This window comes from Shewanella oncorhynchi (assembly GCF_030848765.1).
Lineage (GTDB): Bacteria > Pseudomonadota > Gammaproteobacteria > Enterobacterales > Shewanellaceae > Shewanella > Shewanella oncorhynchi.
Window position 1 is genome coordinate 3,658,154 of record NZ_CP132914.1, and the last position, 26,643, is coordinate 3,684,796.

Below are 26,643 nucleotides of genomic sequence, written 5' to 3' on the forward strand. Positions count from 1 at the left end.
GATAAGCGCGATACCGCAGCTTAAAATGCCCCCTAGCAAATTGGAAAACAGGCTGATGAATCAGTTCGAAGGATCCCATATCCTCTCCGTAAACCAGTTAGATCTTGACTCAATCCAAACTATTTTTAATGTCGCTAGCCGCATGATGCCCTATGCACTTCGAGAGAAGCGCAATAATGTGCTCGATGGCGCCATTTTAGGTAACCTGTTTTTCGAACCGAGTACCCGTACCCGCGTGAGTTTTGGTTGTGCCTTTAACTTGCTCGGCGGCCATGTACGTGAAACCACAGGCATGGCTTCATCGTCTTTATCTAAAGGTGAATCCCTGTACGATACGGCGCGGGTGTTATCCACCTATTCTGATGTCATTGCCATGCGCCATCCAGACTCTTACTCGGTCAAAGAGTTTGCTGAAGGCAGCCGCGTCCCAGTGATCAACGGCGGCGATGGTTCGAACGAACATCCGACCCAAGCTCTACTCGATTTATACACTATCCAAAAAGAACTCAAGTGTGCTGGCCGCGGTATCGATGGCATGCACATCGCTATGGTCGGCGACTTAAAATTTGGCCGTACTGTGCATTCACTGTCGCGCTTACTCTGCATGTATAAGAACATCAGTTTCACACTGATTTCACCTGCTGAATTAGCTATGCCTGATTATGTGATCTCCGACATTGAAAATGCTGGCCATAGCATCAAAATAACCGACCAACTTGAAGGCCATTTAGATCAAGCAGATATTTTGTATCTCACTCGCATTCAAGAAGAACGCTTCCCTTCACAGGAAGAAGCAAATAAGTATCGCGGCAAGTTCCGCTTAAATCGCAGTATTTACACTCAGCATTGCAAATCTAACACTGTCATTATGCATCCGCTTCCAAGGGATTCACGTGCGCAAGCCAATGAGTTAGATAATGATTTAAATAGCCATCCCAATCTTGCTATCTTCAGACAGGCGGATAATGGGCTGTTAATTCGCATGGCTTTGTTTGCATTGACACTCGGCGTTGATAATCAACTCGAAAAATATGAGTGTCCGGTTAATTGGTATTCACGTAAAGCCGATCGCTAATTGGCTACAGACTTTAAGGACTAAACATGACCCGTTCCGAAGCGCTATTTGAACAGGCTAAAAAAACCATCCCCGGCGGCGTTAACTCTCCGGTTCGTGCATTTAATGGTGTAGGCGGTTCGCCCCTGTTTATTGAAAAAGCTAACGGCGCTTATATTTACGATGCCGATGGCAAAGCTTATATCGACTATGTCGGTTCTTGGGGCCCGATGATCCTCGGCCACAACCACCCTAAAATCCGTGCTGCAGTATTAGCGGCGGTGGAAAATGGCTTATCTTTTGGTGCGCCAACTGAGCTTGAAGTGCAAATGGCCGAAAAAGTCATCTCTATGGTGCCTTCTATCGAGCAAGTTCGTATGGTGAGCTCAGGTACTGAAGCCACTATGAGCGCCATTCGTTTAGCGCGCGGTTTTACCAGTCGTGACAAGATCTTAAAATTTGAAGGTTGTTACCACGGCCACGCCGATTGCCTGTTAGTGAAAGCAGGTTCTGGTGCTCTAACTTTAGGTCAACCTAGCTCACCCGGTATTCCTGAAGATTTTGCCAAGCACACCTTAACCGCTGTGTATAACGATTTAGATTCAGTTAGAACCCTGTTCGAGCAGTATCCAACTGAGATTTCTTGCATCATCATAGAGCCTGTTGCTGGCAACATGAACTGTATTCCACCTGTCCCAGGTTTCCTTCAAGGCCTGCGTGATATGTGTGATGAGTTTGGCGCGCTGTTGATTATCGATGAAGTGATGACAGGTTTTCGCGTATCACTAAGTGGCGCTCAAGGTTACTACGGCGTCACACCAGACTTAACCACACTTGGTAAAGTGATTGGTGGCGGTATGCCAGTGGGGGCTTTCGGTGGCCGTAAAGATGTGATGCAATTTATCGCCCCTACGGGTCCGGTTTACCAAGCGGGTACGTTATCGGGTAACCCCATTGCGATGTCAGCGGGTCTGGCACAAATGGAAGCCCTGTGTGAAGAAGGTCTGTACGAAGCACTGAGCGCGAAAACCAAACGTATTGCAGAAGGCTTTAAAGCGGCTGCGGATAAGCACGGTATTCCAATGGCGATCAACTATGTTGGTGGTATGTTCGGTTTCTTCTTCACGGAACAACCCGAGATCACTCGTTTCGATCAAGTGACCCAATGCAATATCGAACAGTTCCGTATTTTCTACCACGGCATGCTAGATGAAGGTGTTTACTTAGCGCCAAGTGCCTATGAAGCTGGCTTCCTGTCAATGGCCCATGGCGAAGAAGAGATGCGCTTAACCTTAGAAGCAGCAGATCGCGTATTGGCTAGCATGAAAGCGGCAAGCTAAGCCTAAACTTTAGTATTTAAGCCGTTTAAACATAACAAAGGGACGCCAATGCGTCCCTTTGCTTTTATTCGATTTAGTTAGCTTTGTGTCGCTTTAATAACGATCAGACTTTTTAGAACCTAAAGCCGATTTAAATATTATCCCAGCCACCATGAATTGTAAGGTCAAGTGGATATGCTCAATAACGTGCTAAGGCCAACCCATCACGCCCAGCGCAATAAGTTGCTTACCACAATACGTTAACCAAACGAGTGAGCCTAAAAGCAAAAGACTCCAGATAACAAATGTCATTTTCCTCTACTCCAAAAACACAATATCCAGTATTGATACCCAAACAAGCTCAAGACGCAGAATTCTGCAGGACTGAGTGCTAAGAGCACTCTACTTCCGAGTGGCACTCATTCAAAAGGCAAGCATTAAAAATGCCTGCCTACATAGGCATGACAATTCAGGAATAACGACCTGAATAAAAATTAATTGAAGAATATGCAAACTAACTGCTTAGACTTTAATCGTAGATCTCACTTTTAACGCGGTAATCAAATCAAACAATACAGTTAATAACGCTACAATAATCACAATAACCAATATATAAAACTAATTAGCAACCCAAAAGCATGAGATAGACATCACAAAGAAGCATTAAATTGAGTTACAGCTAACAGTTGCGTTCTCTAGCCCATTATGTTCTGATCCGCACGCGCTAACACGGCTAGCTTAATTTAGCCTTGATATGCCCAATCTTTAGGTTGACTCAAGTCGCCCTACGACATCAAAACAGCAGTTGGAATTGCAGTTATGTTAAATACCTTTCTCATCTTACTGGCCGTGCTCGCATTGCTCAGTATTATTTTCGAAGAAGTGACCCACCTTAATAAAGCAAAAACCACCTTATTCTTTGGTTGTATCTCTTGGGTAGCGCTGTTTATGGCTGCAGGGGAACCGGCTAATGAGAAAATCGTTGCCCATCAGCTCAATGAAAATTTGCTCGAGATTGCCACACTTTGGCTCTTTCTGATGTCGACCATGACCTTCGTAGCATATTTGAATGCTAAGGGTATGATCCAAATCATGGTGCAAAAGCTGTTTCCGCAGAAAGTATCAGTGCGTATGTTAATGATCCAAGTCGCCCTGTTTGCACTCGTGCTCTCAGCATTTTGTGATAACGTCACCGCGACTTTAGTGTCTTTAGGTTTATTAACCACCTTTAAACTCGATAAGCAAATGCGCCGTAGAATGGCAGTATTGATTATCTTCGCGGTGAACTCAGGCGGTGTGGCCCTGATCACTGGCGATGTGACGACACTGATGATCTTCTTAGCTGGACATGTGCATATGTCTGAACTGCTGATGTTATTTATTCCATCGGCCGTGAGCGTGATTTTACTGGCAACCCTATTCTCACTCAAAGCCGAAGGTGTTGTGAGCACGACGCCAATCAAACATACTTATCAAACCGTTGATGTATTGATTGCCCTCGTCTTCTTCTGCACCATTTTAATGACCATGCTACTCAACATATTGTTTGGTATCCCGCCAGTGTTAACCTTCTTAACGGGTCTATCAATTATGTTCCTGATTGGCCATACCACGCGCAGTGATAAAGAAGAAATCAAGATCCTAGAGTATATTCGCCAAGTTGAATACGACACCCTGTTGTTCTTCTTAGGTATTTTACTGCTCGTTGGTATGCTTAAAGAAATTGGCACCTTAGACATGTTGACTGAAGCTTATACTCAGTTTAATCCAAACATCTCTAACTTCGTCACGGGTATGGGCTCAGCCTTAATTGATAACGTACCGCTAACGGCGGCATTGTTAAAAGCCAATCCAGTACTGAGTACTCCTGAATGGCTTGGCTTGACTTACAGCGTCGGAGTCGGTGGTTCACTGCTGATTATCGGTTCAGCATCAGGTATTGTAGCCATGAGTAAAGTGAAAGAACTGACTTTTGTGAGTTACTTGAAATATGTTCCTGCACTTTTCCTCTGCTACAGCGTCGGTTACGCACTGACCCTATTCTTAGCCAACAGACTGTTTGATTAAGTTGAGATTGGCTAAGATCAAAAAAGGCGCCTAGTGCGCCTTTTTTATCAACTACTTATTCATTGTTACCACAAATAACCGCTAGCATGACTTATCGTAATACCTGATTAGATTGCGGGCACCTTAAACTGGGTTCCTTGAATATCTAACACTATGTCCCTTGGACGGATAGAGATGATTTTCAGCTTACCAGCAATCATATCCCCTTCTTGTAACTCGGCACCGTCTACATTCAGCCATCTCTGGGCAGGGTCGCTGGAATAAACATGAGCAACGATATTAAATTCAGGCACTTGCAATTGCAGACCTGCAGGTAATTGGCCATATTTCGGAATTTCATCCATAGCAGTTTTAGGGATAGGATCTAATTTAGCTTCAGTGACATTCGTCTCTGCAGCATTAACATATTCCACATCCTTTAATGCATTTTGAAAGGAAGCCACTAACTTATCTTCATCGCGACTTTTATTGGTCTCTAAACCGACATCTTCCGCCGCGGCACTGACTTGTTGACGCAGGGCTTCAAGACTCGCTAGACCCGACTCATTGGCATTAGCACCTAACATCATAGGCTGCTGTGCTTGCGTCTCTGCTGGCACAACCGCTTCCTGACTTGCCGCATCGACTTGGGCTGACGTCGACATATAATCTGCGTAGCTTGAATCACTAAAACCCGAATTGCTATCACTTTGAGCCGGCATGCCAACAGAATTGGTCGTTATATTCGCGCTAGCATTCACTTGAGGCGCATTTGATACTACAGTCTCAGCCTGAAATTGCGGCGATACCGTTAGCTCGGGTAAAGTCTGCGTCCGAGGAAGCGCCACTTTCCCAGCAAGCCGAACACCTGAAGCAGCACTGGGCTCAACTTGGAGCTCAGAGGCAGCTCCTACCGTAGACTGAAGCTCATTTTTAATCGCAGTCGAAGCGGGCAATGATGAAATTGATGGCAGTACGTTAGCCACTGCCACAGTATCACTTTGGGGAGGTCGAGTTTTATCCCAAACGCTTAATCCCCAAGCCACACCAATTCCTGCGGCAACTGCAACGACTAATATAGACAGTTTTCCTATCGGCACACCCGATTTACGTGGCTGTGGATAATTCGCCCTTGGCGTCATCACAGCATCAGGTAACGGTGATTGTTGCTGTTGTTTATTGCGGGTTACGGCATCGAGTAAAATGGACATCAGCTGCGCGCCCCATCATCAGTTAACCGTGGGCCTTGCTGACTTAAATACAAATTTAATCTCACTAATGTTTGATTCCCTGCAATACCATCGGCTTTTAATTCATGCTGACTTTGGAAGCTTTTAAGATCATTTTCCAGTTGCACATCGAATTGATTGACCCTGCGAGCATTGCGATTATTCACATGGGCTAAGGCATTCTCTAACCATTGCAGTTGACCTGGACTCGATTTTTGACTGATATCCATCATAGGCAAATTAGGTGCTTGCCATAGGATTTCGAAGGTGCCACTGAAATGTTGATTGAACCAAGCTCTATCAACCCAAAGTTGTTGTTCACCTAACTGCATCAGCAACTGCTCGCCATCCACCGCAATCACAGAGCCATAAAAATCCTGTTGGTTGTCATCAACCAAATACACTACAGCGGGATAATTAAGCCGAGTCAGTGACATCCAGTTACCCTGCTGCTGATAACAAGACAATCCTTGCTCAACCGCAGATTGGCAGGCGGTTAAACCTTTATACGGTACTTTGCCCCACACGCTAAACAACCCCGCAAAGGCAGTATCGATATCGCGACTCTGATTAATCGCATCATTAAGTAAGCGCTGATTGGGATCTGGAATTGACCCCTTACTGCTTTGCTGATCAACGGGTTGTACTAACTTGCTCATTCCTTCGGTCGCGCTCAAAGCTTGAGTGTTTGATGCAGCAACATTTGCTGACGCAGACTCAAGGACCATACTAGACGCTGACACGGCATTGACAGGCTTGTCGGTAAATAGCCAATAGGAAACACCAAAAGCTACAAATAACGTCGCAGCGGTCGCTGTCGGCCAAAGATACCTATTCTGAGTCGGCTCCTCTTCACCTAATACTTCAGCCGCAGCTTGTCTCACCATATGATGATCGATGGGCACCCGCGATTGCGCATAGCCCGCCATCAGCGAGCGTTCACATAAGAGGTTAATTAATCGAGGGATGCCGCCACTGTACTTTTGCAACACCTTAACGGCTTTGCGGGTAAACAAAGGTTCAAATCGTCCCGCGACTTGCAAGCGATGCAATACATAAAGCGCGATTTCATCTTCATTTAATGGTAGTAAATGGTAACGAGCGGTGATCCGCTGGGCTAACTGGCGCAGCTCTTGGCGCTTCAATAACAGCTGTAATTCTGGCTGACCGATTAAAATGACCTGCAGTAACTTCTTAGTGTCCGTCTCAAGATTGGTCAAAAGGCGCAGTTGCTCCAGCACTTCAGGGCGTAAATGCTGCGCTTCATCAATGATGAGCACGGTATTACGACCTTTGCTGTGATTGTCCAATAAAAAACGACTCAAGTGGTCGGTCAACTGCTTGAGTGTGGGATTGTCGCCGTAGGAAATCTTAAGTTCATCGCAAAGCGTGGCGAGTAACTCGAGCTCTGTTAGCGACGGATTAAGGATAAATGCGGTGTCGGTATTATCGGGCAATTGCCCAAGTAAACATCGAGATACTGTCGTTTTACCCGTGCCAACTTCCCCTGTTAGCAACACAAAGCCGCCCGTTTCCCCTAACCCGTAGGTTAAATGGGCCAACGCCTCTCTGTGCCTATCACTCAAAAACAAATAATGGGGATTGGGTGCAATCGAAAAAGGGTTATCGCTGAGTCCGTAAAAGGCCTTGTACATACCACCAATCATCCTAATTTAAAAATAACGCCCCACGTTAAAGCGTCCCAATGTTATTGTCAAAATATCCGCAACATCAATGTGACACATAAGTGCGCAAATATCTCGCGACGACTTTATCTATCACCTTAATGGGCATGATAAGCTATGTTTATGACACATTAGCCGAATCTTGCCTGTGAAAATATATCTCGTCGGCGGTGCTGTGCGTGACAGCCTGCTCAATCTCCCTATCAAGGACAAAGATTACCTCGTCGTTGGTGCGACTCCAGAACAAATGTTGCAACTGGGATACCGCCAAGTCGGTAAAGATTTCCCAGTATTTCTGCATCCTAAAAACCAACAAGAATATGCGTTAGCCCGAACAGAACGAAAAATTGGACTGGGTTATGGTGGTTTTAGCTGCCATGCCAGTCCCGATGTGACTTTAGAGCAAGACTTGTTGCGCCGAGATCTGACCATCAATGCGATCGCCCAAGATGAAAAGGGCAACTTATACGATCCTTTTAATGGCATTGAGGATATTAACGCGCGCCTATTGCGCCATGTGTCGGATGCTTTCGTTGAAGATCCACTGCGAGTGTTACGCGTCGCCCGCTTTGCCGCAAGGTTTTATCCCTTAGGATTCCAAATTGCCGCAGAAACCCTGGCCCTGATGCGTCAAATTAGCGCAAGCGATGAGCTTAGCGCTTTAACGGCGGAGCGAGTTTGGCAAGAAGTTGATAAAAGTTTAGGCGGACCTCACCCAGAGGTCTTTTTTGAGGTACTGCACCAATGTGGAGCACTCGAAGTCCTGTTCCCTGAAATTCACGCCTTATTTGGCATACCTCAACCTGAAAAATGGCATCCTGAAATAGATACTGGCGTGCATACCTTAATGGTGCTTGCTCAAGCCGCACTGCTGACTGAGGATAAAAGCGTTCGGTTTGCCGCCCTAGTGCATGATTTAGGTAAGGCACTGAGTCCAAAAGAGCATTTACCAAAGCATCACGGCCACGGCCAAAAAGGCTTGCCACTCATAAAAGCCCTCTGTACACGTTTACGAGTACCGAATGAGGCCCGCGATCTGGCGTTGCTCGTCAGCGACCAACATCAGAACGTCCATCAGGCATTCGAGCTCAGAGCCGAAACTATCGTTAAAATATTCGATAAAGCTGACTTTTGGCGTAAACCAGAGCGCTTAACGCAACTTATATTAGCTTGCACCGCAGATATGCGTGGCCGCACAGGATTTGAAAACATCCCATATCCTCAGGGAGAGTATTTAACTCAGTGCTTCACTGTCGCCAATAATGTCGATATTGCCGCCATCATTGCCACTGGTTTCCAAGGCGCAGAGATAAAACAAGCCTTAAATTTACATCGGATTGAAGCGGTCAGTCAGTTTAAACAAAAAATGCAAACAAAACTGCCGATGGATAACCAGTAAATTGTAAAGGATTTGTAAGTCGTGCATCACTGCATGGTGAATAATGCCCCTTTTTACGATTAGAAATGTCGATATCACATAGAAAAAAAGCTTTTAAAAAAAATTTATATGCCTATAGTGGTTAAACACATTAATATTCGTAGCAAATTAAAATAGCTATGTCATAATTAGGCAGTTTCGCTTACAAAGTAACGAAACATTCAAATCCAACCTATTTTAAGGGATTTTTTACAATGAACAAAAAAGTACTGATGATTGCTGGTTTAGCAATGACTGCCCTACTAGGTGGTTGCGCGAACACTACTGCTCTGGAAGAAAGCGTTGCAACTCTGGGCAACAAAGTTGATCAATTGTCAGCTGATGTTGGTTCTCTGAAATCAGAGCAAAGCAAACTGTCTGCAGACGTTAAAGATGCAAAAGCAGCATCTATGGACGCACAAGCAGAAGCTAAACGCGCAAACGACCGTTTAGACAACGTTGCTTCTCGTTACAAGAAGTAATGAAAGGTAATTTAGCTTACTATTTAGTAAGTTAAGACAAAAGGCTTAAGAAAGATGAAAGCGATAAGCACATCAATCTAAGCCTTTTTTTATGCCTGCAATTCAAGATGGCCATGCAAAGAATAGCGAATGTGGCAATACAAATTTTAAACTTCCAAAGGCATGTTAAAGGCGATTCGCCGACCTCCTCCCTAAAAGTTAGCCTTGGCATACTTCTTTATAAACGAGTGCTATCCCTCTTTTAAATAAAGTCGCGTTATTAATCTAAACTTCTCGTTTACGTTTTTAAGCATCCCTAACAATCAGCCTCATTTATCATAAAAAATGTATTTATGGGAAATGAAAGCCATTAATTTAAATCACAGCTATAGATAAAAAATCGAGGCTATATGGGGAAACAAAGGCAATAAGAAGGTTGTATTTGTAACTGAACAAATAGGCCTAAAGTTAAAAACAATAACACCTTCAGCCTATCCAACATAAAAATAACATAAAAACGTCAAACAGAATCATAGACTTGAGTAATATAGCCGTTTAAAACATCAAAAAACCATCTAACTAAGCCTATGAATTGTCTTAAAATTAACCGCATCGACTGCAAGTTTTAACCTATAGCGATTCACTCACGCGTTTATGTGCTAAGACTAATACATAGTCAATTTCTAGCGACTCAAAATGATTAGCTTGAATATCGTGTTTCATCTTGTCAGTTGCACGCCACGCATAGGGTGCCATATCCAATAACGTTAATGCCTGCTCACCGGTAACAGATAAGGTGAAGCGCAGTGACTGAGTTTCTTTTACCAATAATGCTGAAGGTAAATTCACTTGGAAAGGTTTTTCAGCCAAGTCGGAATAAATATATTCTCTGAGTTGCCATAGATGTCGTGGCCCAGGCATAACCAGTAACATGGTCCCATCGTCTTTCAATACCCTGACAGACTCTTTTCCCTTTAACGGCCTATCAATAACAGTAATAAAATCCACACAATTATCGGCAAAGGGTAATTTTTTAGAAGAGCTTAAACACAAGATCCCAGGAGTCTGCGCTTTTGCTGCAGCAAAAATAGCATTTTCTGCGTCCGCTACACCCACGTACTGGACGTTTCGCGGATTTTCGACCTCTGCCAACTTGGAAGCTAAAGCACGCAAATAGAAGCCCTCTGCGCATTCATAATCCAATAAACAAGCGTCAGGCTTGATAAAGCCCGTGATTAACTCAGCCAGTTTATCGATTAAAGGCGAAAAGATGCCTGATTCGAGAAGAAAACGCTTAGCCCTAACTTGCTCGCGCGAATCCCCTGTCGGCTTTTGGCGTTGTGGTTTAGTGAAAACCCAATAACCTTGCTCATTTCGATCAAAATGATGCTTATTTGCACAATAAAAACCTTGGGAGGCTTTGTGTTGTTTTAACGCAAGTCCGCAGGTTGGACACTGATATTCGAGACCCATATAAAGCTCCAAAAATAAGTTAAGCTTCAGAAAAATGAGGAAGCTCCAAAAACAAAAATCGGGTACTTGACCCGATTCTATTATTCATAATTTCACTATGATGACTAAACTGGAATGACTACAAAAAAATAAATCCACACAGCACAGCACCCAGTGCTAAACGGTAAATAACAAACGGGGTCATTCCCATGCGGCTGATGATTTTCAAGAAATAATGAATACATGCATAAGCTGCAACAAAGGAAATCAAAGTGCCTAAGATCAATGCTTGATAATCAATTGGCAGCGCGCTTTCCGCCAAATCTTTACCCACTAAAATTGCCGCGCCTAAGCTCACAGGCACTGACATTAAGAATGAAAAGCGAGCCGCAGCATCTCGACTCAAACCTAGCATTAGCGCCGCGGTCATAGTGGCACCAGAACGTGAAGTTCCAGGGATTAAAGCAAGCGCCTGGGCGAAACCAATTAACAAGGCTTTGCGCCATCCAGTCTGATAGATTGTTAAATCGCGGCGCGACATCTTATCAGCCCACCACAATAATAAACCAAAAACGACTGTCGTGACCGCGATAACCTCTGTATTACGTAGGTGAGTTGCAATAAAATCCTTAGCCATAAAACCAAAAAATACAGCGGGTAACGTCGCCAGAATAATCCACCATGCCAGCTTGCTGTCTTCGGATTGCTGACCTTTAAAAATGCTTGCAACCCAAGCATTAAACATAGTCCATAACTCGTGTCTAAAATAAATCACCACAGCAAATAACGACCCCGTATTCACCGCCACGTCGAATGACAAACCTTGATCTTCCCAGCCTAAAAGCTGAGCAGGCAGAATTAAGTGGGCTGAACTAGAAATAGGCAAAAACTCAGTTAGCCCTTGAATAAGCGCTAAAATAATGACCTGAAACGTATCCATGACAATCCTATCAATAAATTAAAACGTCAGCCCTTGGGGCCATTCAAACATCACAGGCCAAAGTCGCTGTGACTCTTTATCATACTCTTGCCACAAACTGGCATAGCTTTTATCAACCAACGGATGAATCAATTCCGGCGCTAACTCGGCTAATGGCCATAACACAAAGGCATTATTAACTATCTCTGCACGGGGGAGCGTAACGGGCGTTTCACATACCACATGGTCATAAAGCAGCAGGTCTAAATCTAAAGTTCTTGGGCTAAATTTCTTCGCCCCGACAAGCCGGCCGTGATTCTGCTCGATTTGCTTAAACTGCGCAACTACCGCAGCAATATTAAGGTCAGTTTCAGCACTAGCAACCATATTCAAAAAGTTAGTGCCACTAAAACCTACCGCTTCACTTTCATACATAGAAGAGAGGCGCAGCGGCCCAAAACACGCTCGCAGCGATATTAATCCCGCTTGCAGATGCTGTTCAGGCTCGATATTGCTACCTAGACTGATATAAATACGTGCCATGCAATGTCCGATTTATCTGAAGATAAACATGATTTCTTAATCAACAGTAGAGTTGATCAAACTCTTATCTAACGTGAACGCTCTATCTCAACGCCAACCGATGCGGCAGTAGCGACTGCCCCCGGCTTCATCACGACAACTTTCACCCAAGTCACGTTAAATTCTTGAAGTAAGCAATCCGCTACGCGCTCGGCAACCGTTTCGATTAACTCGATTGGATACTCAGTAATAAGTTCTGTTAATCGATTGGAAACTGTCTCATAGCAAAGCGCATATTGATAATCGTCTGTCGCGGCGGCTGGTTTGTTATCCCACGCCATATCTAAATCTAGCAAAAGGCTCTGATGGATTGTCTTTTCCCACTCATAGACACCAATCACAGTATCGACGCGTAATTGCCGTATAAGTACTTTATCCATGCTTTCTCCAACTAACTTACTACTATGAGGTCTGATAAGCTAAAAGCGATCCTAGCTGTATAATCCGCAATCTTCTGACAGATAACTAATTTGCTTTCTACTCGAGCCAATCCACAGTAGGATAACGCCCTAAAAGGATTTGCTCATTCAGAAAATATCTCAACCTCAAATGGGCGAGTTATTCCACAAACCTATAGCGGGATTGACAACTGAGTCAGCTTTTTAAATTGTTGCGCGATAATACCTTAAGACGCGTAAGGAAACCAATGTGAGTCCATTAACACTGACACTTTTGATGATTTTGGCCGCCTATTTGGCAGGTTCAATCTCGAGTGCTGTGCTGGTTTGTAGAATGAGGGGTTTACCCGATCCAAGATTACAGGGTTCAGGTAATCCGGGAGCTACCAATGTACTGCGAATTGGCGGCGCGAGTTCGGCTGCCATGGTGTTGTTTTTTGACATGCTCAAAGGCGCCCTGCCATCTTATTTAGCCTATCTGATGGGCATAGATGCAGTATCACTCGGGCTTATCGCTATCGCCGCCTGCCTTGGGCATATTTATCCCGTATTTTTTGGATTTAAGGGGGGGAAAGGTGTCGCAACAGCTTTTGGTGCTATGGCTCCCATTGGCGATGATTTAGCCATTTGCTTAATGGCATCTTGGATTGTCCTCCTCTTAATTAGCCGCTACTCGTCCCTTGCAGCCATTCTGACGGCCTTACTTGCACCACTTTATACTTGGTGGTTAGACGACAGATTTACCATTCCCGTTGCCATGCTATCGACGCTTATCATTATTCGTCATAAAGACAATATCCAACGGCTACTTAAAGGTGAGGAGTCCAAAGTTTCACGTAAAAAAACGCCTAAAAAATCTTAATGTGACAACATTATCCCAATAAAAAACTGCGCTATAAGCGCAGTTTTTTTGTTTCAACATAACCTATCAACATCAAAGGCGTTTTATGCCACAGGTGGCAAGGTATCTAACGGCCATCTTGGCTGACCTTTTACCGCCAAATCTTCGTGCTGCCCCGCCTTTAAACGCTGCAATCCTGCAAAGGCAATCATAGCGCCGTTATCGGTACAAAACTCACCGCGGGGATAAAACACTTGTCCACCTAGCGAGTTCATCATTTCAGCCAAGGTTTCCCTCAAACGCGTATTCGCACTCACGCCACCGGCGATCACTAAGCGGTTATAGCCAGTTTGCTTCAGTGCACGGCGACATTTAATCGCTAGCGTATCAACCACAGCTTCCTCAAAAGCACGGGCAATATTGGCACGCGTTTGCTCATCGTCAGGTTCAGCGGCAATAGTATTGGCGGTAAAAGTTTTTAAACCCGAAAAGCTAAAATCGAGTCCAGGTCTGTCGGTCATAGGCCGCGGGAACTTATAGCCTGCGGGTAAGCCTTTAGCAGCAAGCTTTGCTAAACGCGGACCGCCGGGATAATCCAGCCCCATTAACTTAGCTGTTTTATCAAACGCTTCACCCGCAGCATCATCAACAGACTCGCCTAATACTTCATAGCGGCCAATTCCATCGACTTTAACCAACATAGAATGGCCACCAGAGACCAATAAGGCCACAAATGGGAACTCGGGCGCGTCATCTTCAAGCATAGGCGCCAGCAGGTGCCCTTCCATATGGTGAACACCGATTGCAGGCTTGTCCCAAGCAAACGCCAGTGACCGCCCCACGCAGGCGCCAACAAGCAAAGCACCAATCAAACCAGGCCCCTTGGTATAGGCAATCCCATCGAGATCAGCAATTTCAGTATTTGCATCTTTCAGCGCTTGACGAATAAGCGGCACAATTTTGCGCACATGGTCACGTGACGCCAACTCAGGCACCACACCACCATAGTCAGCATGCAGCTTAACCTGACTGTATAAAGTATGAGATAATAAGCCCAGTTCATCGTCATAGACGGCGATACCTGTCTCGTCACAGGATGTTTCAATACCTAAAACCCGCATGGTGTCTCATCAATTGCTAACTAAAGGGCGCCAATTCTACCTGCAAGCGCTCGATTACTCCAGTCGCGCAGGCCATATTGAGTCCACTATAGGACTGAGCTCAGTTTTAGGGCTTTACAAGCCTAGGTGTCTCGGTATAAAATTCCGCACCATTTTAAATAGACTTGGTTCGAGCAATTGAACCAGAACAACCTACACCTAAGGGGTGATGGCGTATGCCAATTATTAAAGTACGTGAAAACGAACCATTCGACGTAGCTCTGCGTCGTTTCAAGCGCTCTTGTGAAAAAGCTGGTATTTTAGCCGACGTGCGTGCTCGTGAATTCTACGAGAAGCCAACTACTGCACGTAAGCGCGCAAAAGCAGCTGCAGTTAAACGTTTAGCTAAGAAGCTTTCTCGCGAAAACGCACGTCGCGTACGTTTATATTAATCTCATATGAGCCTAATTGATCAGCTAAAAGACCATATGAAACAGGCCATGATCGCCAAAGAGAAGGCGCGCTTGAGCACTATTCGTATGGCATTAGCCGCCATCAAACAGATTGAAGTGGATACCCGCGAATCTCTGACTGATGAACAGGTTATAGCGGTCTTAACCAAAATGGTGAAACAACGTCGTGACTCGATTGCTCAATTTGAAGCAGCGGGTCGTAACGAGTTGGCCGACGTGGAAGCAGCAGAGATTCAAGTTATTGAAGCTTTCCTGCCTACCCCTCTTACAGAGGCGGAAATCGCGGCGCTCATCGATGCAACTATTGTAGAAGTAGGTGCATCCGCCATGGCGGATATGGGCAAAGTAATGGGAGCATTGAAATCTAAAGTGCAAGGACGTGCAGACATGGGCGCTATTGGCGCTATGATCCGTGCTAAATTGCAATAATTAGCGTTTCACTGTATGAACAAGCCGTGCCTATGCGCGGCTTGTTTGTTTAAATTCGCGCAAGGCGGGATTTTAAGCACTCAATGGCAATACCTCGTGATTTTATCAATGAGCTAATCGCTCGCACTGACATAGTCGAACTTATCGATCGTAAAGTGCCCTTGAAAAAGGCGGGTAAGAACTACTCGGCCTGTTGTCCTTTTCATAGCGAAAAATCACCTTCGTTTACCGTCAGCCGTGATAAACAGTTCTATCATTGCTTTGGCTGCGGTGCTCACGGCAACGCCATCGATTTTGTGATGGAGTATGACCGACTCGATTTTATTGATGCCATTGAAGATTTGGCGGGCCAGCTTGGATTAGAGGTTCCCAGAGAACAAGGCACAGGCAAGCGACATGATGACGGTTTAAGTCGTGACTTATATCAACTCATGGAAGAAGCGAGCCTTTACTTTCAAAACCAACTTAGACAACACCAAGATAAACAAAAAGTTATCGATTATCTTGCCTATCGCGGTTTATCCGATGATGTAGTAGAACATTTTGGTATTGGCTTTGCGCCAGACGGTTGGGATGGCTTATTGGGCCGCTATCGTCAGAATCAAGATGCGCAGGATAAGTTACTGACTGCGGGTATGTTAATTAGCAACGACAGTGGGAAACGTTACGACAGATTTCGTGACCGCCTCATGTTTCCTATCCGCGACAGGCGCGGACGAGTCATTGGTTTTGGTGGCAGAGTTTTAGGTGATGGCACACCCAAATACTTGAATTCTCCAGAAACGCCCATATTTCATAAGGGCAATGAGCTTTATGGTCTCTATGAACTAAAGCAGCGCTATCGCGATCCAGACAAAGTACTGATCGTTGAAGGCTATATGGATGTGGTGGCATTGGCGCAATTTGGCGTCGACTATGCTGTCGCATCATTAGGCACCTCGACCACAGCAGAGCAATTTCAGCTTTTGCTGCGCAGCGCTAAAGAAGTGATTTGCTGTTACGACGGCGACAGAGCAGGTACTGAAGCGGCATGGCGCGCCTTAGAAACGGCATTGCCATTATTAAAGCCGGGCGATCAAGTGCGATTTATGTTCCTGCCTCAGGCCGAAGATCCTGATTCTATGGTTCGTAAAATTGGTAAAGATGCATTTGAAACCTTAATGGACTCTGCCATTGCACTACCCGAGTTTCTATTTGACACGTTAGCGACAAAATACGGTACAGATAAAGGCAACTTAGCGAAACAAGCTTTTATCTTAATTGAAAAAATTCAAGACACTGTGCTGCAAAATTTACTGCTTGAGAACTTAGCTCACAAGTTAGGAATGAACAGCTCAGAAGATATGAAAAAGAAGCTAGGCTTTAGCGTGAAACAAGCTAAACCAATGGCAAGTAAAGGATTAAAAGGACGCGGTACACCATTGCGACTCGCCATCGCACTGTTAGTACAACATCCTAAACTGGGTATGGGTTTACCCCCACAACCCGCACTCGCCCACTTGCAGATGCCAGGCATAGAATTGCTGCCACTGTTATTGGAGATGACTCGAGAGCAAACGTTAAACAGCGCACAACTACTTGAACAATTCCGAGAGCACCCCTACAGCGGCACTCTCCATAAATTGGCCCAATGGGACCATCAAGTGGCGGATGAAAACTTGCTCGAAAAGTTTAAACAAACCCTGATTTGGTTGAACAATCAATATATTGAACAACGATATCAGGAATTGAGTCTAAAACAGACTCATACAAAAGAAGAGAAGATGCAGCTCTCGAAGCTGATCTCAGTCATGAAAGGGTTAAACTGAGGCAAAAATGTCCTCATTCGCTACCCCAGTGACTAGCACAGATATGTGCACACGGCTATAATTGACGATTTGCGCGGCACTTGGCTTATGCTAAGTGTCCGTCGTTGTAACAGTTTCCCAACTTGGATGATATCTATGGATCATACTCCGCAGTCGCAACTTAAGCTGTTGCTTGCCAAAGGTAAAGAGCAAGGTTACTTAACCTATGCAGAAGTGAACGATCACTTACCTGCAGACATGGTCGATTCTGACCAGATCGAAGATATTATCCAGATGATAAATGACATGGGTATCCGGGTGTTCGAAGAAGCCCCAGATGCCGATGACATGATGATGTCGGAAGACAACACAGACGAAGATGCAGCAGAAGAAGCCGCCGCAGCACTGGCAACAGTGGAAAGCGAACTTGGCCGCACAACCGATCCCGTGCGCATGTACATGCGTGAAATGGGTACCGTTGAGCTTCTGACTCGCGAAGGCGAAATTGTTATCGCCAAACGCATCGAAGAAGGCATCAACACAGTTCAAAGTTCAGTCGCCGAATACCCACAAGCGATCGCTATGATCCTTGAGCAATTCGACCAATTTGAAGCCGACGAACTGCGCTTATCTGATATTATCTCTGGATTTGTAAACCCGGACGAAGATGACGTCGCCCCAACCGCCACTCACATCGGCTCAGAATTATCTGAAGAAGAGCTGGACGATGAAGATGACGAAGAAGATGACGATGACAGCGAAGATGAAGAAGAAGGCAACAAAGGGCCTGATCCTGAAGAAGCTCGTGAAAGATTCGGTCAACTCAGAGCCGCTTACGAAAGCGCACTGAAAATTATCGAAGCTAAGGGCCGTGAACACCCTGAATCGGTAAAAGCCCTCTTCGAAATCGGCGAAATCTTCAAAGAATTCCGCTTAGTGCCTAAGCAGTTTGACCGTTTAGTCAAAAGCATGCGCACTATGATGGACCGCGTGCGTGTTCAAGAACGTTTAGTATTAAAACTGTGCGTTGAACAAGCCAAAATGCCGAAGAAAAACTTCGTCAAATTCTTTACCGGCAACGAAACCAACCTCGATTGGTTCAATACTGAGAAAGCCTCGACGAAACCTTATGCCGAAGGCCTAAGAATGGTTGAAGATGACGTCATTCGTTGTCGTACCAAGCTTGCAGCAGTTGAAGAAGAAACCGGCTTAGCAATTTCTGCCATAAAAGACATCAACCGTCGTATGTCAATCGGTGAAGCCAAAGCACGCCGTGCGAAGAAAGAAATGGTTGAAGCGAACTTACGTCTAGTAATTTCTATCGCGAAGAAATACACCAACCGTGGTCTGCAATTCTTGGACTTAATCCAAGAAGGTAACATTGGCTTAATGAAAGCCGTAGATAAATTCGAATACCGTCGTGGTTACAAATTTTCGACCTATGCTACTTGGTGGATCCGTCAGGCGATTACTCGCTCTATTGCCGACCAAGCGCGCACGATTCGTATTCCAGTACATATGATCGAAACGATCAACAAGCTGAACCGTATCTCTCGCCAAATGCTACAGGAAATGGGCCGCGAGCCTTCACCTGAAGAACTGGCTGAGCGTATGATGATGCCGGAAGATAAGATCCGTAAGGTACTGAAAATAGCTAAAGAACCTATCTCCATGGAAACCCCAATCGGTGACGATGAAGATTCGCATTTAGGTGATTTTATCGAGGATACTACCCTCGAATTACCACTGGATTCAGCGACCAGCGAAAGCTTGAAAAACGCCACCCACGAAGTGTTAGCAGGTCTAACCGCCCGTGAAGCGAAAGTGCTGCGTATGCGTTTTGGTATCGATATGAACACTGACCACACTCTTGAAGAAGTGGGTAAACAGTTCGACGTGACCCGTGAACGTATTCGTCAAATTGAAGCTAAGGCACTGCGCAAACTGCGTCACCCTTCACGCTCAGAAATCTTAAAATCGTTCCTAGATGAATAGGCTGTTACAAGCCTAAAGTCATCTAAGATGGATTAAAGCCCTGCCCATGCAGGGCTTTTTATTGTCTTTATCACCTCAATTTATGCACAAGCACAGCATCGAAGCCTTAAATTCAGGCGACGATTGCATTTAAGTTGATTAACAGATAACCAATTGAATCAGTTGCGTGAATTTCCAGCCAAAACACGGGTGACAAGCGTAAGTAAGCTTAGTATACTTCCTCCCGCTTCAGGTAATGACGATTACCTTAAGTCGGCCCCTTAGCTCAGTTGGTTAGAGCACACGACTCATAATCGTTAGGTCCACGGTTCAAGTCCGTGAGGGGCCACCACCCGATTCAACAAAAAAGCCCATTGATTCAATGGGCTTTTTTGTATCTAAAAACTGTTCTCCGCTAGTTATCACACAATATCCGTGTATTTACACATTCCCCCTCGCTGAACTGTTTTAAATTTTTAGCCTATTCGATGTTATTTAAATATCGATAAAAATAGGCTCTTTGATAAGTGTTAAGCAGCAACACAATCAAAGAGCCTATTTAAAATCAATGAGCTAATTCCACAAATATCTGAGTGCTAGGTTTTTAACTTGCCTAACTGCTCATGTTGCTGCTTCACTAAGTTTGCTAAAACTACACTGCTTTGCTGTGCTTCACCCGCAAGACGCGCAAGTTCAGAAGCCGAATCAGAAATGCCTGTAATATTGCGATTAACCTCTTCAGTCACCGCGCTCTGCTCTTCTGCCGCTGCCGCGATATGGGTCACTTGGCCCGAAATTTCTTCAATCTGACTCACCATAGAGTTCAATGAGTTCAGCGCTTGCTCAGTTTGAGATACGGCCATTTGTGCCCGTTCAGCGCCTTTATCTATGATGCCAGAAGCACTTTGAACTTCTTTTTGCAGTGCATCAATAAGAGTACTAATATCATTCGTCGAGCTTTGAGTCTTAGATGCCAGCGCACGGACTTCGTCCGCCACCACAGCAAAACCCCGTCCTTGTTCACCCGCTCTCGCCGCCTCAATCGCCGCATTTAGTGCCAGCAGGTTTGTTTGTGCGGCAATAGAGCTGATCACCTCAAGAATACGACTAATATTCATACTGCTGTCTGCGACTTTACTCACGGCCAGCTTAGCTTCCATTGACTCTTTAGACATAGTCGCCACAAAGCCCATCGCCTTAGTCAGACTTTCTTCACTGTGACGAATGTTGCGTGACATAGCTTCTGTTTCTGCAGCGGTTTGCTCAGACGCCTTAGCAACCTCAAGTGCGGTGGCACTCATTTGGTTTACGGCCGTTACCACACTCTCAATTTCACCATATTGACGATTGACACTATCACGCGTGAGCTGGGCAATTTTCGCTGAAGCTTGGCTTTCTTCCTGAGAACGACTCGCGAGGGTTTTAAGCTCGGCAATCAAGTTTTTCAGTTTATAAATAAAGGAGTTGAAACCTTTTGCTAACGCAATCAACTCTGCATGGGAGTCCACTTCTATCGATTGCGTTAAATCGCCATCAGCGCTTGCCAAGTGTTCTACACGGCCTTGGATCATCTTTAAGGGTGAAATAATGCTACGGATCACTAGGCTAATCGTAATCACAGCAGCAATCGACACGACAACACCGACCATGAGCAATAAACTTCCCAAGGAATTTGCCATTTCATCCATATCATTATTCAACACAATCGAACTCTTGTACGCCTGTGCAGTCGGCACTTGGATCACTAAGGACCACTCGGCATTCGCTAAAGGGATCTTAATTGGGTAGGCAACAATAATTTCATCATCGTTAACCATGTAACCCGAGTTCTTGTGTAACGAGATGATTTGTGAGGCTATAGCTGGATTTATTGACTCAGCTAAAGGACGAGCCTTTTTGCTGTAATGACTTGCTGCAACCACTAAACCTCGGGTACTCAATAAAGTTACTTTCGCTTGCCCATCGTAGAGGCTCTTAGATAACTTATCGATAAGAGTTTGAAAGACTGGTAAGTTTAAATCAACACCGACCACACCGATAAACTGTTTACGCTTAAGCACAGGCACAGTTAGCGAGGTCATTAATGCTTTGTTACCGGGAGTGATTTCGTATAAATACGGCTCCATTAGACAGGGCTTTAGGGTTTCTTTACCGCATAAATACCATTCTGCATCACGGATCCCAAATTCATTTAGGCTAGTAAGGTATTTTTCTGCTGAATCTTCAACCTGTTGATGTGCAACAGTGCCATTGTCATCACGGGTATAGTAAACCTCTAGCACACCCGATGTCGTGACACTGTGGCTGGAATTAATATTCAGAAACTCAGTATCGAGCCCATCATAACCATTAGGTTCAAACTGGGCATACATGGAGGAAACTTGCGCATTTTTCTTAAGCACAGCCGCCACAGTGAGTTCTAAACGATCACGCTTTAAGGGAAGTTCTTCTGCTGTACTCTCCACCATACCGGCAAAAGAGTAAGGAATACGATAGGCTTCGTTAATAAATCCAGCGACCATTTCACCATATTCACCGGCGCGGGCTTCGAGTTTATCCCGCGTTTCAGTTTGTAGGGTATTTTGAACTTGATCCGATAATTGCGCGTTTTGAGCCGACAGTGTCCACCATAAACTGATAGATAAAATAGCCACTATCGATAAAAATAATGCTGATGTAATCCACAACAACTTAGTACTGATGGACAAATGCTTCATCTAGTAAACTCCCAAGAGAACGACAATAGCGTAATTATTTTGATCTACTTTATTTTTATACTTTCTATACAGCATTAAAAATAGCACTTAGGGTAAGAATTACCAGTACTTAAGATAAAGAGTTGTCAATGGAATGTAAAACTTTTGAATGACTAAATAAAAAAAAGGCCAAATTCAAATAAATGAATTCAGCCTTTAATATCAAACACTATTCTTGATTGAGTCTAGGATTAGCGTCCCCACAACCAAGCGGCGCCACGCACCCCCGATGAAGCACCATAATAATTTTTAACAACAGGTGTGTGGCACTCTCGGCCAACCACATAGAGCGGCAAAATTTTTGGTAATTCGGTATAAATAGCATCAATGTTAGACACACCGCCGCCAAGGACGATAACATCAGGATCCATCATATTGATCACATGGGCCAATGAACGGGCTAAACGATCAATAAAGCGGTTAAATGCTTGAGTTGCCAGCGGATCTCCCGCTTGCATCATTTGGGCAATTTCAATACCGCTGTCAGCAACACCGCCTGCAGCGCGAAAGTCGCGAACAAAGCCTGTTCCAGATATAAACGTTTCGATACAGTCTCTATTACCACAAAAACACGTCGTGGTATTAAATTCATCGGCTTTCATCCACGGTAAAGGATTATGGCCCCACTCACCACCAATACCATTGCCACCATCATGTACTTGGCCTTTGATGGCGATACCAGCACCACATCCCGTTCCAATAATGGCACCAAATACAACGGACTTTCCTGCGGCAGCGCCATCTACCGCTTCTGATACGGCAAAACAGTTCGCATCATTAGCAATTTTTACTTTACGATTTAATCGAGTCCCCAGATCTACATCGAGTGGATGACCATTGATCCAAGTTGAATTAGCATTTTTTACTAGGCCAGTAAAAGGAGAAACAACCCCAGGAATACCAATTCCAATAGTGGCGGTTTGCTGCAGGCTGTCTTCAACTTCAGTTACCAATGCAACCAAAGCATTGACTGTCGCAACATATTCTCTCGGTGTCGGGATGCGTTTACGAAAGACTTCGTTACCATCGCTATCTAATGCGACTACCTCGATTTTTGTGCCACCAAGATCGATACCAATTCGTAACATTCATATACTCCGTTTAAATATATTTAACGCAAAGCGGTGCATTAACAACCTGATGCATATCTGCAACTGTAGAGACGCTGCTAAGTAGAACTTTTCGTTTTAAAGTTATCTACATTAGAATTTCCAAGCGCACTATGCCTGCTGGACAAACAGCAATCAACCTCAATGTATTTAAATACACCATAGCGCATACCTGCACATGCCATTATCTGCTTATCCGATAGTACTGCGAATGTTCCTTGATTTATCCGCAGCAGAAAAACTTGGATAGAACTGTCCCCGCTTAAATCCACCTTAAAATGGATAAGGTCATTTGTAACAAAGTCTGTTTTTGCCTATGTCTGCCATTGGTTTGAATTGGTTATCGCCTTATACTTTTGAGCTCAAATATTAAAACAACAATGTTGGAAGCAAGCGATATGACTATTGGGACTGCTCCGGTAAGTAAAACACATTCATTTATGACTGTGTCTCTTATCGAATTATGGGAACGCTTTGGTTATTACGGCATGCAAGCGCTGATTGTGTACTTTATGGTGCAGCGCCTTGGCTTTGATGACTCACGTGCAAACTTAGTATGGAGTGCCTGTGCGGCACTTATTTATGTATCACCGGCAATTGGTGGCTGGGTTGGGGATAAAATCCTCGGCACCAAACGCACTATGCTGCTCGGTGCGGGGATCCTCTCTCTGGGTTATGCGCTAATGGCCGTACCCACTGAAAATACGTGGTTTATGTTTTCAGCGCTCGGCGTGATTGTGGTCGGTAACGGCCTATTCAAGCCGAATGCGGGTAACTTAGTCCGTAAAATCTATGAAGGTGACGATTCTAAAATCGACAGTGCTTTTACCATCTATTACATGGCGGTAAACGTGGGTTCGACCTTCTCTATGTTGCTCACGCCTTGGATTAAAGATTACGTTAACGCCCAGTATGGTAACGAATTTGGCTGGCACGCAGCATTTGCCGTGTGCTGTGTCGGTATATTGGTGGGGTTAGGTAACTATGCACTCATGCGTAAGAGTCTAGTCCATTACGGTTCTGAGCCAGACACTCGCCCAGTGAACAAGAAAAACCTCGCGATTGTATTGGGTCTATCCGCATTGTCAGTTGTCGCTTCAGCCATTATTCTTGAATACGAAGCTGTTGCGCGCGTCTTCGTTTATGCAGCAGGCGTAGCCGTATTGGCAATCTTCTTCCACTTGATCCGCACCAGCGAAACCAGTGAAAGAGCTGGACTGATTGCAGCACTGATCCTTACCGTGCAAACCGTGTTCTTCTTTATTTTCTATCAACAAATGTCAACGTCACTCGCGCTGTTTGCCCTGCGTAACGTGGATTGGGATTTTCAAGTTTTTGGTACCCACTTGTGGACTTGGTCACCTGCCCAGTTCCAAGCATTAAATCCATTATGGATTATGGTATTAAGTCCAGTACTCGCATGGAGCTATTCGTGGGCTGGACGCAATGATAAAGACTTTTCTATCGCGGCGAAGTTTGCTCTTGGTTTTGCCGTTGTGGCGATTGGCTTCTTTATCTATGGCTTTGCGGGCCAATTTGCCGTCAACGGTAAAACCTCTTCATGGATCATGATCTGGGGCTATGCCTCTTACTCTTTAGGTGAATTACTAGTAAGTGGTCTTGGTCTAGCCATGATTGCCCGCTACGTACCTGCGCGTATGGGCGGCTTTATGATGGGCGCCTATTTCGTCGCCTCAGGTATTTCACAGTATCTGGGCGGTGTGGTCGCTAACTTCGCCAGTGTGCCAAAAGATTTAGTCGACCCACTGCAAACCTTGCCCGTATACACAAGTCTGTTTAATAAATTGGGTATAGCCGCTGTGGTCTGTACCTTTATCGCACTTGCGGTATTACCTCTGATGCGTCGCCTGACTGAGACTCACCATTCACATAACAATGCTGCTGATCATGATATTAATGAAAGTGCTGCGGCATCGCTACGGGATGTGAAAGCCGAGCAGTAATGCTCGACTGACAATAGCGATTTTTCTATTGCATAACATTAACTGCCGATAGCCCTGCTATCGGCAGTTTTTTTATCACTTCATTCAACATCGTTTATACCCTTATATTGCTACTCATAACCAAATGAGCTTTAGCGAAAGTCATGCAATTCTACTGTGACTGGCTTAGCGCTGAGTTGCTGAGAATAAGAACTTCAGTTCCACATTATCGGCCCTCACACGCAGATGACTTCAGTCCCTCGATTTGTTACAAAGCAAGTATGGACTCGGACGCACTCGGTTTAATAGCGCTGCTCAAGTGCAAACTCAAATTGACATGACTAATGAAATAACGAAGGGAAAAGAGTCAGTCGTTCAAGCTTGAGAAGCATGGAACTTAGCCCCATATCAATAACACTGAATATCTTTTATTCATCAAGACTGAGCCATTAACGCTTGTTCTTCACTATGCGACTAACACAGTTAGCGCCTCTTGTTGTCGCTAGCAAAAACGGCAGTCACTTGGAGACACTATGTCAGAACAGACATCAATATTGGCCGATATTCCCTTCTCGCTATTGGAACTCGCGCCCATGCGCCAAGGCTCAACCGTGGGTGAAACACTGCACAGCAGTTTGCAGTATGCCAAGGAAGCCGACAGACTCGGCTTTAATCGTTTTTGGTTTGCCGAACACCATAATATGCCCGGTATCGCTAGCGCGGCGACCTCGGTATTAATTGGCTATATTGCTGGCAATACTCAGCGTATTCGCGTCGGCGCGGGTGGGATTATGCTGCCAAACCATGCGCCTTTAGTGGTCGCCGAACAGTTCGGTACCCTTGAAAGCTTATATCCTGGTCGAATCGATTTAGGACTGGGCCGCGCGCCCGGCAGCGATCAAATTACCAGCCGAGCACTGAACCGTGATACCAGTCGCGCCGAACAATTCCCTGAAGAAGTCAGTGAATTACAAACTCTACTTGGCCCTTACAATGGTCGTCATGCGGTGCGAGCGATTCCCGGAGAAGGTACTAATGTGCCAATTTGGTTATTGGGCTCGAGTCTTTTTAGCGCACAGTTAGCGGCGCAGCGCGGCTTGCCCTATGTGTTTGCGGGCCACTTTGCACCACGCTTTCTCTACGATGCGATTGAAATCTATCGCCGCGACTTTAAACCTTCTCAAGTGCTTGATAAACCCTATGTGATGCTTGGCTTACCGTTAGTTGCCGCCGATACAGATGAAGAGGCGCAATATTTGGGCACGACCTCAAAACAGCGCGTGCTGGCACTTATCCGTGGTCACGAGTTATGGCTAAAGCCACCAGTTGATACTATGGATGGCTTATGGAGTGCGCAAGAAGAAACCTATGTCGATAACTTCTTAGGTTTATCAGTTACTGGTGGCCCAGCGACGATTAAGCATCGTTTGGAAATGATCGTCAAAGAACTCGGCGTGAATGAGTTTATCTTCACCAATGACTTGTATGATCTTGATAAACGCAAAAAAGCATTACAGATCCTAATGGATATTAAAAAGTGGTGATTCATTTAACTAATGAGTGCTGAAAGTCACTGGCAGTAAAAACAGCCAATTCCAAAACAATCGCCCCCAATAAAAATCCCGCCGAAGCGGGATTTTTATTGGGCAAAGCTTTTATCTAAAACCGT

21 protein-coding genes and 1 tRNA gene are annotated in these 26,643 nt (G+C 45.0%); 13 read left to right on the forward strand and 9 right to left on the reverse strand.

Going from position 1 to position 26,643, the window contains the following annotated elements; translation table 11 throughout:
* The first annotated feature begins 55 nt into the window (after window positions 1-55).
* From RA178_RS16350 to nhaD, 3 genes are all read left to right on the forward strand, one after another.
* On the forward strand, window positions 56-1,075 hold the full coding sequence (locus tag RA178_RS16350) for an aspartate carbamoyltransferase (RefSeq protein ID WP_105249881.1): 1,020 nt from the start codon (window positions 56-58) through the stop codon (window positions 1,073-1,075).
* A gap of 26 nt (window positions 1,076-1,101) precedes the next feature.
* On the forward strand, window positions 1,102-2,394 hold the full coding sequence (gene hemL / locus RA178_RS16355; protein ID WP_263165603.1) for a glutamate-1-semialdehyde 2,1-aminomutase: 1,293 nt from the start codon (window positions 1,102-1,104) through the stop codon (window positions 2,392-2,394).
* A gap of 798 nt (window positions 2,395-3,192) precedes the next feature.
* Complete coding sequence (nhaD, locus tag RA178_RS16360; protein ID WP_028760859.1) at window positions 3,193-4,440, forward strand: sodium:proton antiporter NhaD; 1,248 nt, start codon at window positions 3,193-3,195, stop codon at window positions 4,438-4,440.
* Window positions 4,441-4,547: 107 nt separating this feature from the next.
* On the opposite strand, the gene RA178_RS16365 is transcribed toward nhaD, so the two are convergent.
* Entirely contained in the window at window positions 4,548-5,630 is a 1,083-nt protein-coding gene (locus RA178_RS16365; RefSeq protein WP_306682814.1) for a general secretion pathway protein GspB, read from the reverse strand.
* Window positions 5,630-7,303 carry an ExeA family protein gene (locus RA178_RS16370; protein ID WP_306682815.1) on the reverse strand — a complete coding sequence of 558 codons (1,674 nt, stop codon included), beginning with the start codon at window positions 7,301-7,303 and terminating at the stop codon, window positions 5,630-5,632. Before RA178_RS16370 ends, RA178_RS16365 begins: the two co-directional genes overlap by 1 nt.
* A gap of 178 nt (window positions 7,304-7,481) precedes the next feature.
* Between RA178_RS16370 and RA178_RS16375 the strand changes: the two genes are divergently transcribed.
* Both RA178_RS16375 and RA178_RS16380 read left to right on the forward strand, forming a co-directional pair.
* Window positions 7,482-8,732: a multifunctional CCA addition/repair protein gene (locus RA178_RS16375; protein ID WP_263178095.1), complete on the forward strand. Its 1,251-nt coding sequence runs from the start codon at window positions 7,482-7,484 to the stop codon at window positions 8,730-8,732.
* Window positions 8,733-8,965: 233 nt separating this feature from the next.
* Window positions 8,966-9,232, forward strand: coding sequence for an Lpp/OprI family alanine-zipper lipoprotein (locus RA178_RS16380; RefSeq protein WP_006080732.1), 267 nt, complete (start codon window positions 8,966-8,968; stop codon window positions 9,230-9,232).
* 609 nt (window positions 9,233-9,841) lie between these two features.
* Here RA178_RS16380 and RA178_RS16385 read toward each other — a convergent pair.
* From RA178_RS16385 to folB, 4 genes are all read right to left on the reverse strand, one after another.
* Window positions 9,842-10,684, reverse strand: a complete 843-nt coding sequence (locus RA178_RS16385; RefSeq protein ID WP_212599964.1) for a putative RNA methyltransferase — start codon at window positions 10,682-10,684, stop codon at window positions 9,842-9,844.
* Window positions 10,685-10,802: 118 nt separating this feature from the next.
* Window positions 10,803-11,603 carry an undecaprenyl-diphosphate phosphatase gene (locus tag RA178_RS16390; protein ID WP_173246178.1) on the reverse strand — a complete coding sequence of 267 codons (801 nt, stop codon included), beginning with the start codon at window positions 11,601-11,603 and terminating at the stop codon, window positions 10,803-10,805.
* A gap of 18 nt (window positions 11,604-11,621) precedes the next feature.
* Complete coding sequence (folK, locus tag RA178_RS16395; RefSeq protein ID WP_263178094.1) at window positions 11,622-12,125, reverse strand: 2-amino-4-hydroxy-6-hydroxymethyldihydropteridine diphosphokinase; 504 nt, start codon at window positions 12,123-12,125, stop codon at window positions 11,622-11,624.
* Between the two features lie 68 nt (window positions 12,126-12,193).
* Window positions 12,194-12,544, reverse strand: coding sequence for a dihydroneopterin aldolase (gene folB / locus RA178_RS16400; RefSeq protein ID WP_173246184.1), 351 nt, complete (start codon window positions 12,542-12,544; stop codon window positions 12,194-12,196).
* Window positions 12,545-12,812: 268 nt separating this feature from the next.
* Here folB and plsY point away from each other — a divergent pair, with 268 nt between their 5' ends.
* On the forward strand, window positions 12,813-13,424 hold the full coding sequence (gene plsY, locus RA178_RS16405) for a glycerol-3-phosphate 1-O-acyltransferase PlsY (RefSeq protein WP_028760867.1): 612 nt from the start codon (window positions 12,813-12,815) through the stop codon (window positions 13,422-13,424).
* A gap of 83 nt (window positions 13,425-13,507) precedes the next feature.
* On the opposite strand, the gene tsaD is transcribed toward plsY, so the two are convergent.
* Entirely contained in the window at window positions 13,508-14,524 is a 1,017-nt protein-coding gene (gene tsaD, locus RA178_RS16410) for a tRNA (adenosine(37)-N6)-threonylcarbamoyltransferase complex transferase subunit TsaD (protein WP_306682818.1), read from the reverse strand.
* Between the two features lie 215 nt (window positions 14,525-14,739).
* On the opposite strand from tsaD, the gene rpsU reads away from it, so the two are divergent.
* The 5 genes from rpsU to RA178_RS16435 all read left to right on the forward strand — a co-directional run bounded on the left by rpsU (window position 14,740) and on the right by RA178_RS16435 (window position 19,518).
* Entirely contained in the window at window positions 14,740-14,955 is a 216-nt protein-coding gene (gene rpsU, locus RA178_RS16415) for a 30S ribosomal protein S21 (protein WP_006080725.1), read from the forward strand.
* Between the two features lie 6 nt (window positions 14,956-14,961).
* On the forward strand, window positions 14,962-15,405 hold the full coding sequence (locus tag RA178_RS16420) for a GatB/YqeY domain-containing protein (RefSeq protein WP_028760869.1): 444 nt from the start codon (window positions 14,962-14,964) through the stop codon (window positions 15,403-15,405).
* An 83-nt stretch (window positions 15,406-15,488) separates the two neighbouring features.
* Window positions 15,489-17,213 carry a DNA primase gene (gene dnaG / locus RA178_RS16425; RefSeq protein WP_306682857.1) on the forward strand — a complete coding sequence of 575 codons (1,725 nt, stop codon included), beginning with the start codon at window positions 15,489-15,491 and terminating at the stop codon, window positions 17,211-17,213.
* A 135-nt stretch (window positions 17,214-17,348) separates the two neighbouring features.
* Window positions 17,349-19,187, forward strand: coding sequence for an RNA polymerase sigma factor RpoD (gene rpoD, locus RA178_RS16430; protein ID WP_105249892.1), 1,839 nt, complete (start codon window positions 17,349-17,351; stop codon window positions 19,185-19,187).
* A gap of 254 nt (window positions 19,188-19,441) precedes the next feature.
* Window positions 19,442-19,518, forward strand: a tRNA-Ile gene (locus tag RA178_RS16435).
* A gap of 244 nt (window positions 19,519-19,762) precedes the next feature.
* On the opposite strand, the gene RA178_RS16440 is transcribed toward RA178_RS16435, so the two are convergent.
* Together RA178_RS16440 and mak are read right to left on the reverse strand one after the other, a co-directional pair.
* Window positions 19,763-21,883: a methyl-accepting chemotaxis protein gene (locus RA178_RS16440; protein ID WP_306682860.1), complete on the reverse strand. Its 2,121-nt coding sequence runs from the start codon at window positions 21,881-21,883 to the stop codon at window positions 19,763-19,765.
* A gap of 230 nt (window positions 21,884-22,113) precedes the next feature.
* Window positions 22,114-23,010 (reverse strand): fructokinase, encoded by an 897-nt coding sequence (mak, locus tag RA178_RS16445; RefSeq protein ID WP_028760873.1) that lies wholly within the window; start codon window positions 23,008-23,010, stop codon window positions 22,114-22,116.
* A gap of 419 nt (window positions 23,011-23,429) precedes the next feature.
* Here mak and RA178_RS16450 point away from each other — a divergent pair, with 419 nt between their 5' ends.
* Both RA178_RS16450 and RA178_RS16455 read left to right on the forward strand, forming a co-directional pair.
* Complete coding sequence (locus RA178_RS16450; RefSeq protein WP_028760874.1) at window positions 23,430-24,995, forward strand: peptide MFS transporter; 1,566 nt, start codon at window positions 23,430-23,432, stop codon at window positions 24,993-24,995.
* Between the two features lie 512 nt (window positions 24,996-25,507).
* Window positions 25,508-26,518, forward strand: coding sequence for an LLM class flavin-dependent oxidoreductase (locus RA178_RS16455; protein ID WP_306682863.1), 1,011 nt, complete (start codon window positions 25,508-25,510; stop codon window positions 26,516-26,518).
* Window positions 26,519-26,643: the final 125 nt, after the last annotated feature.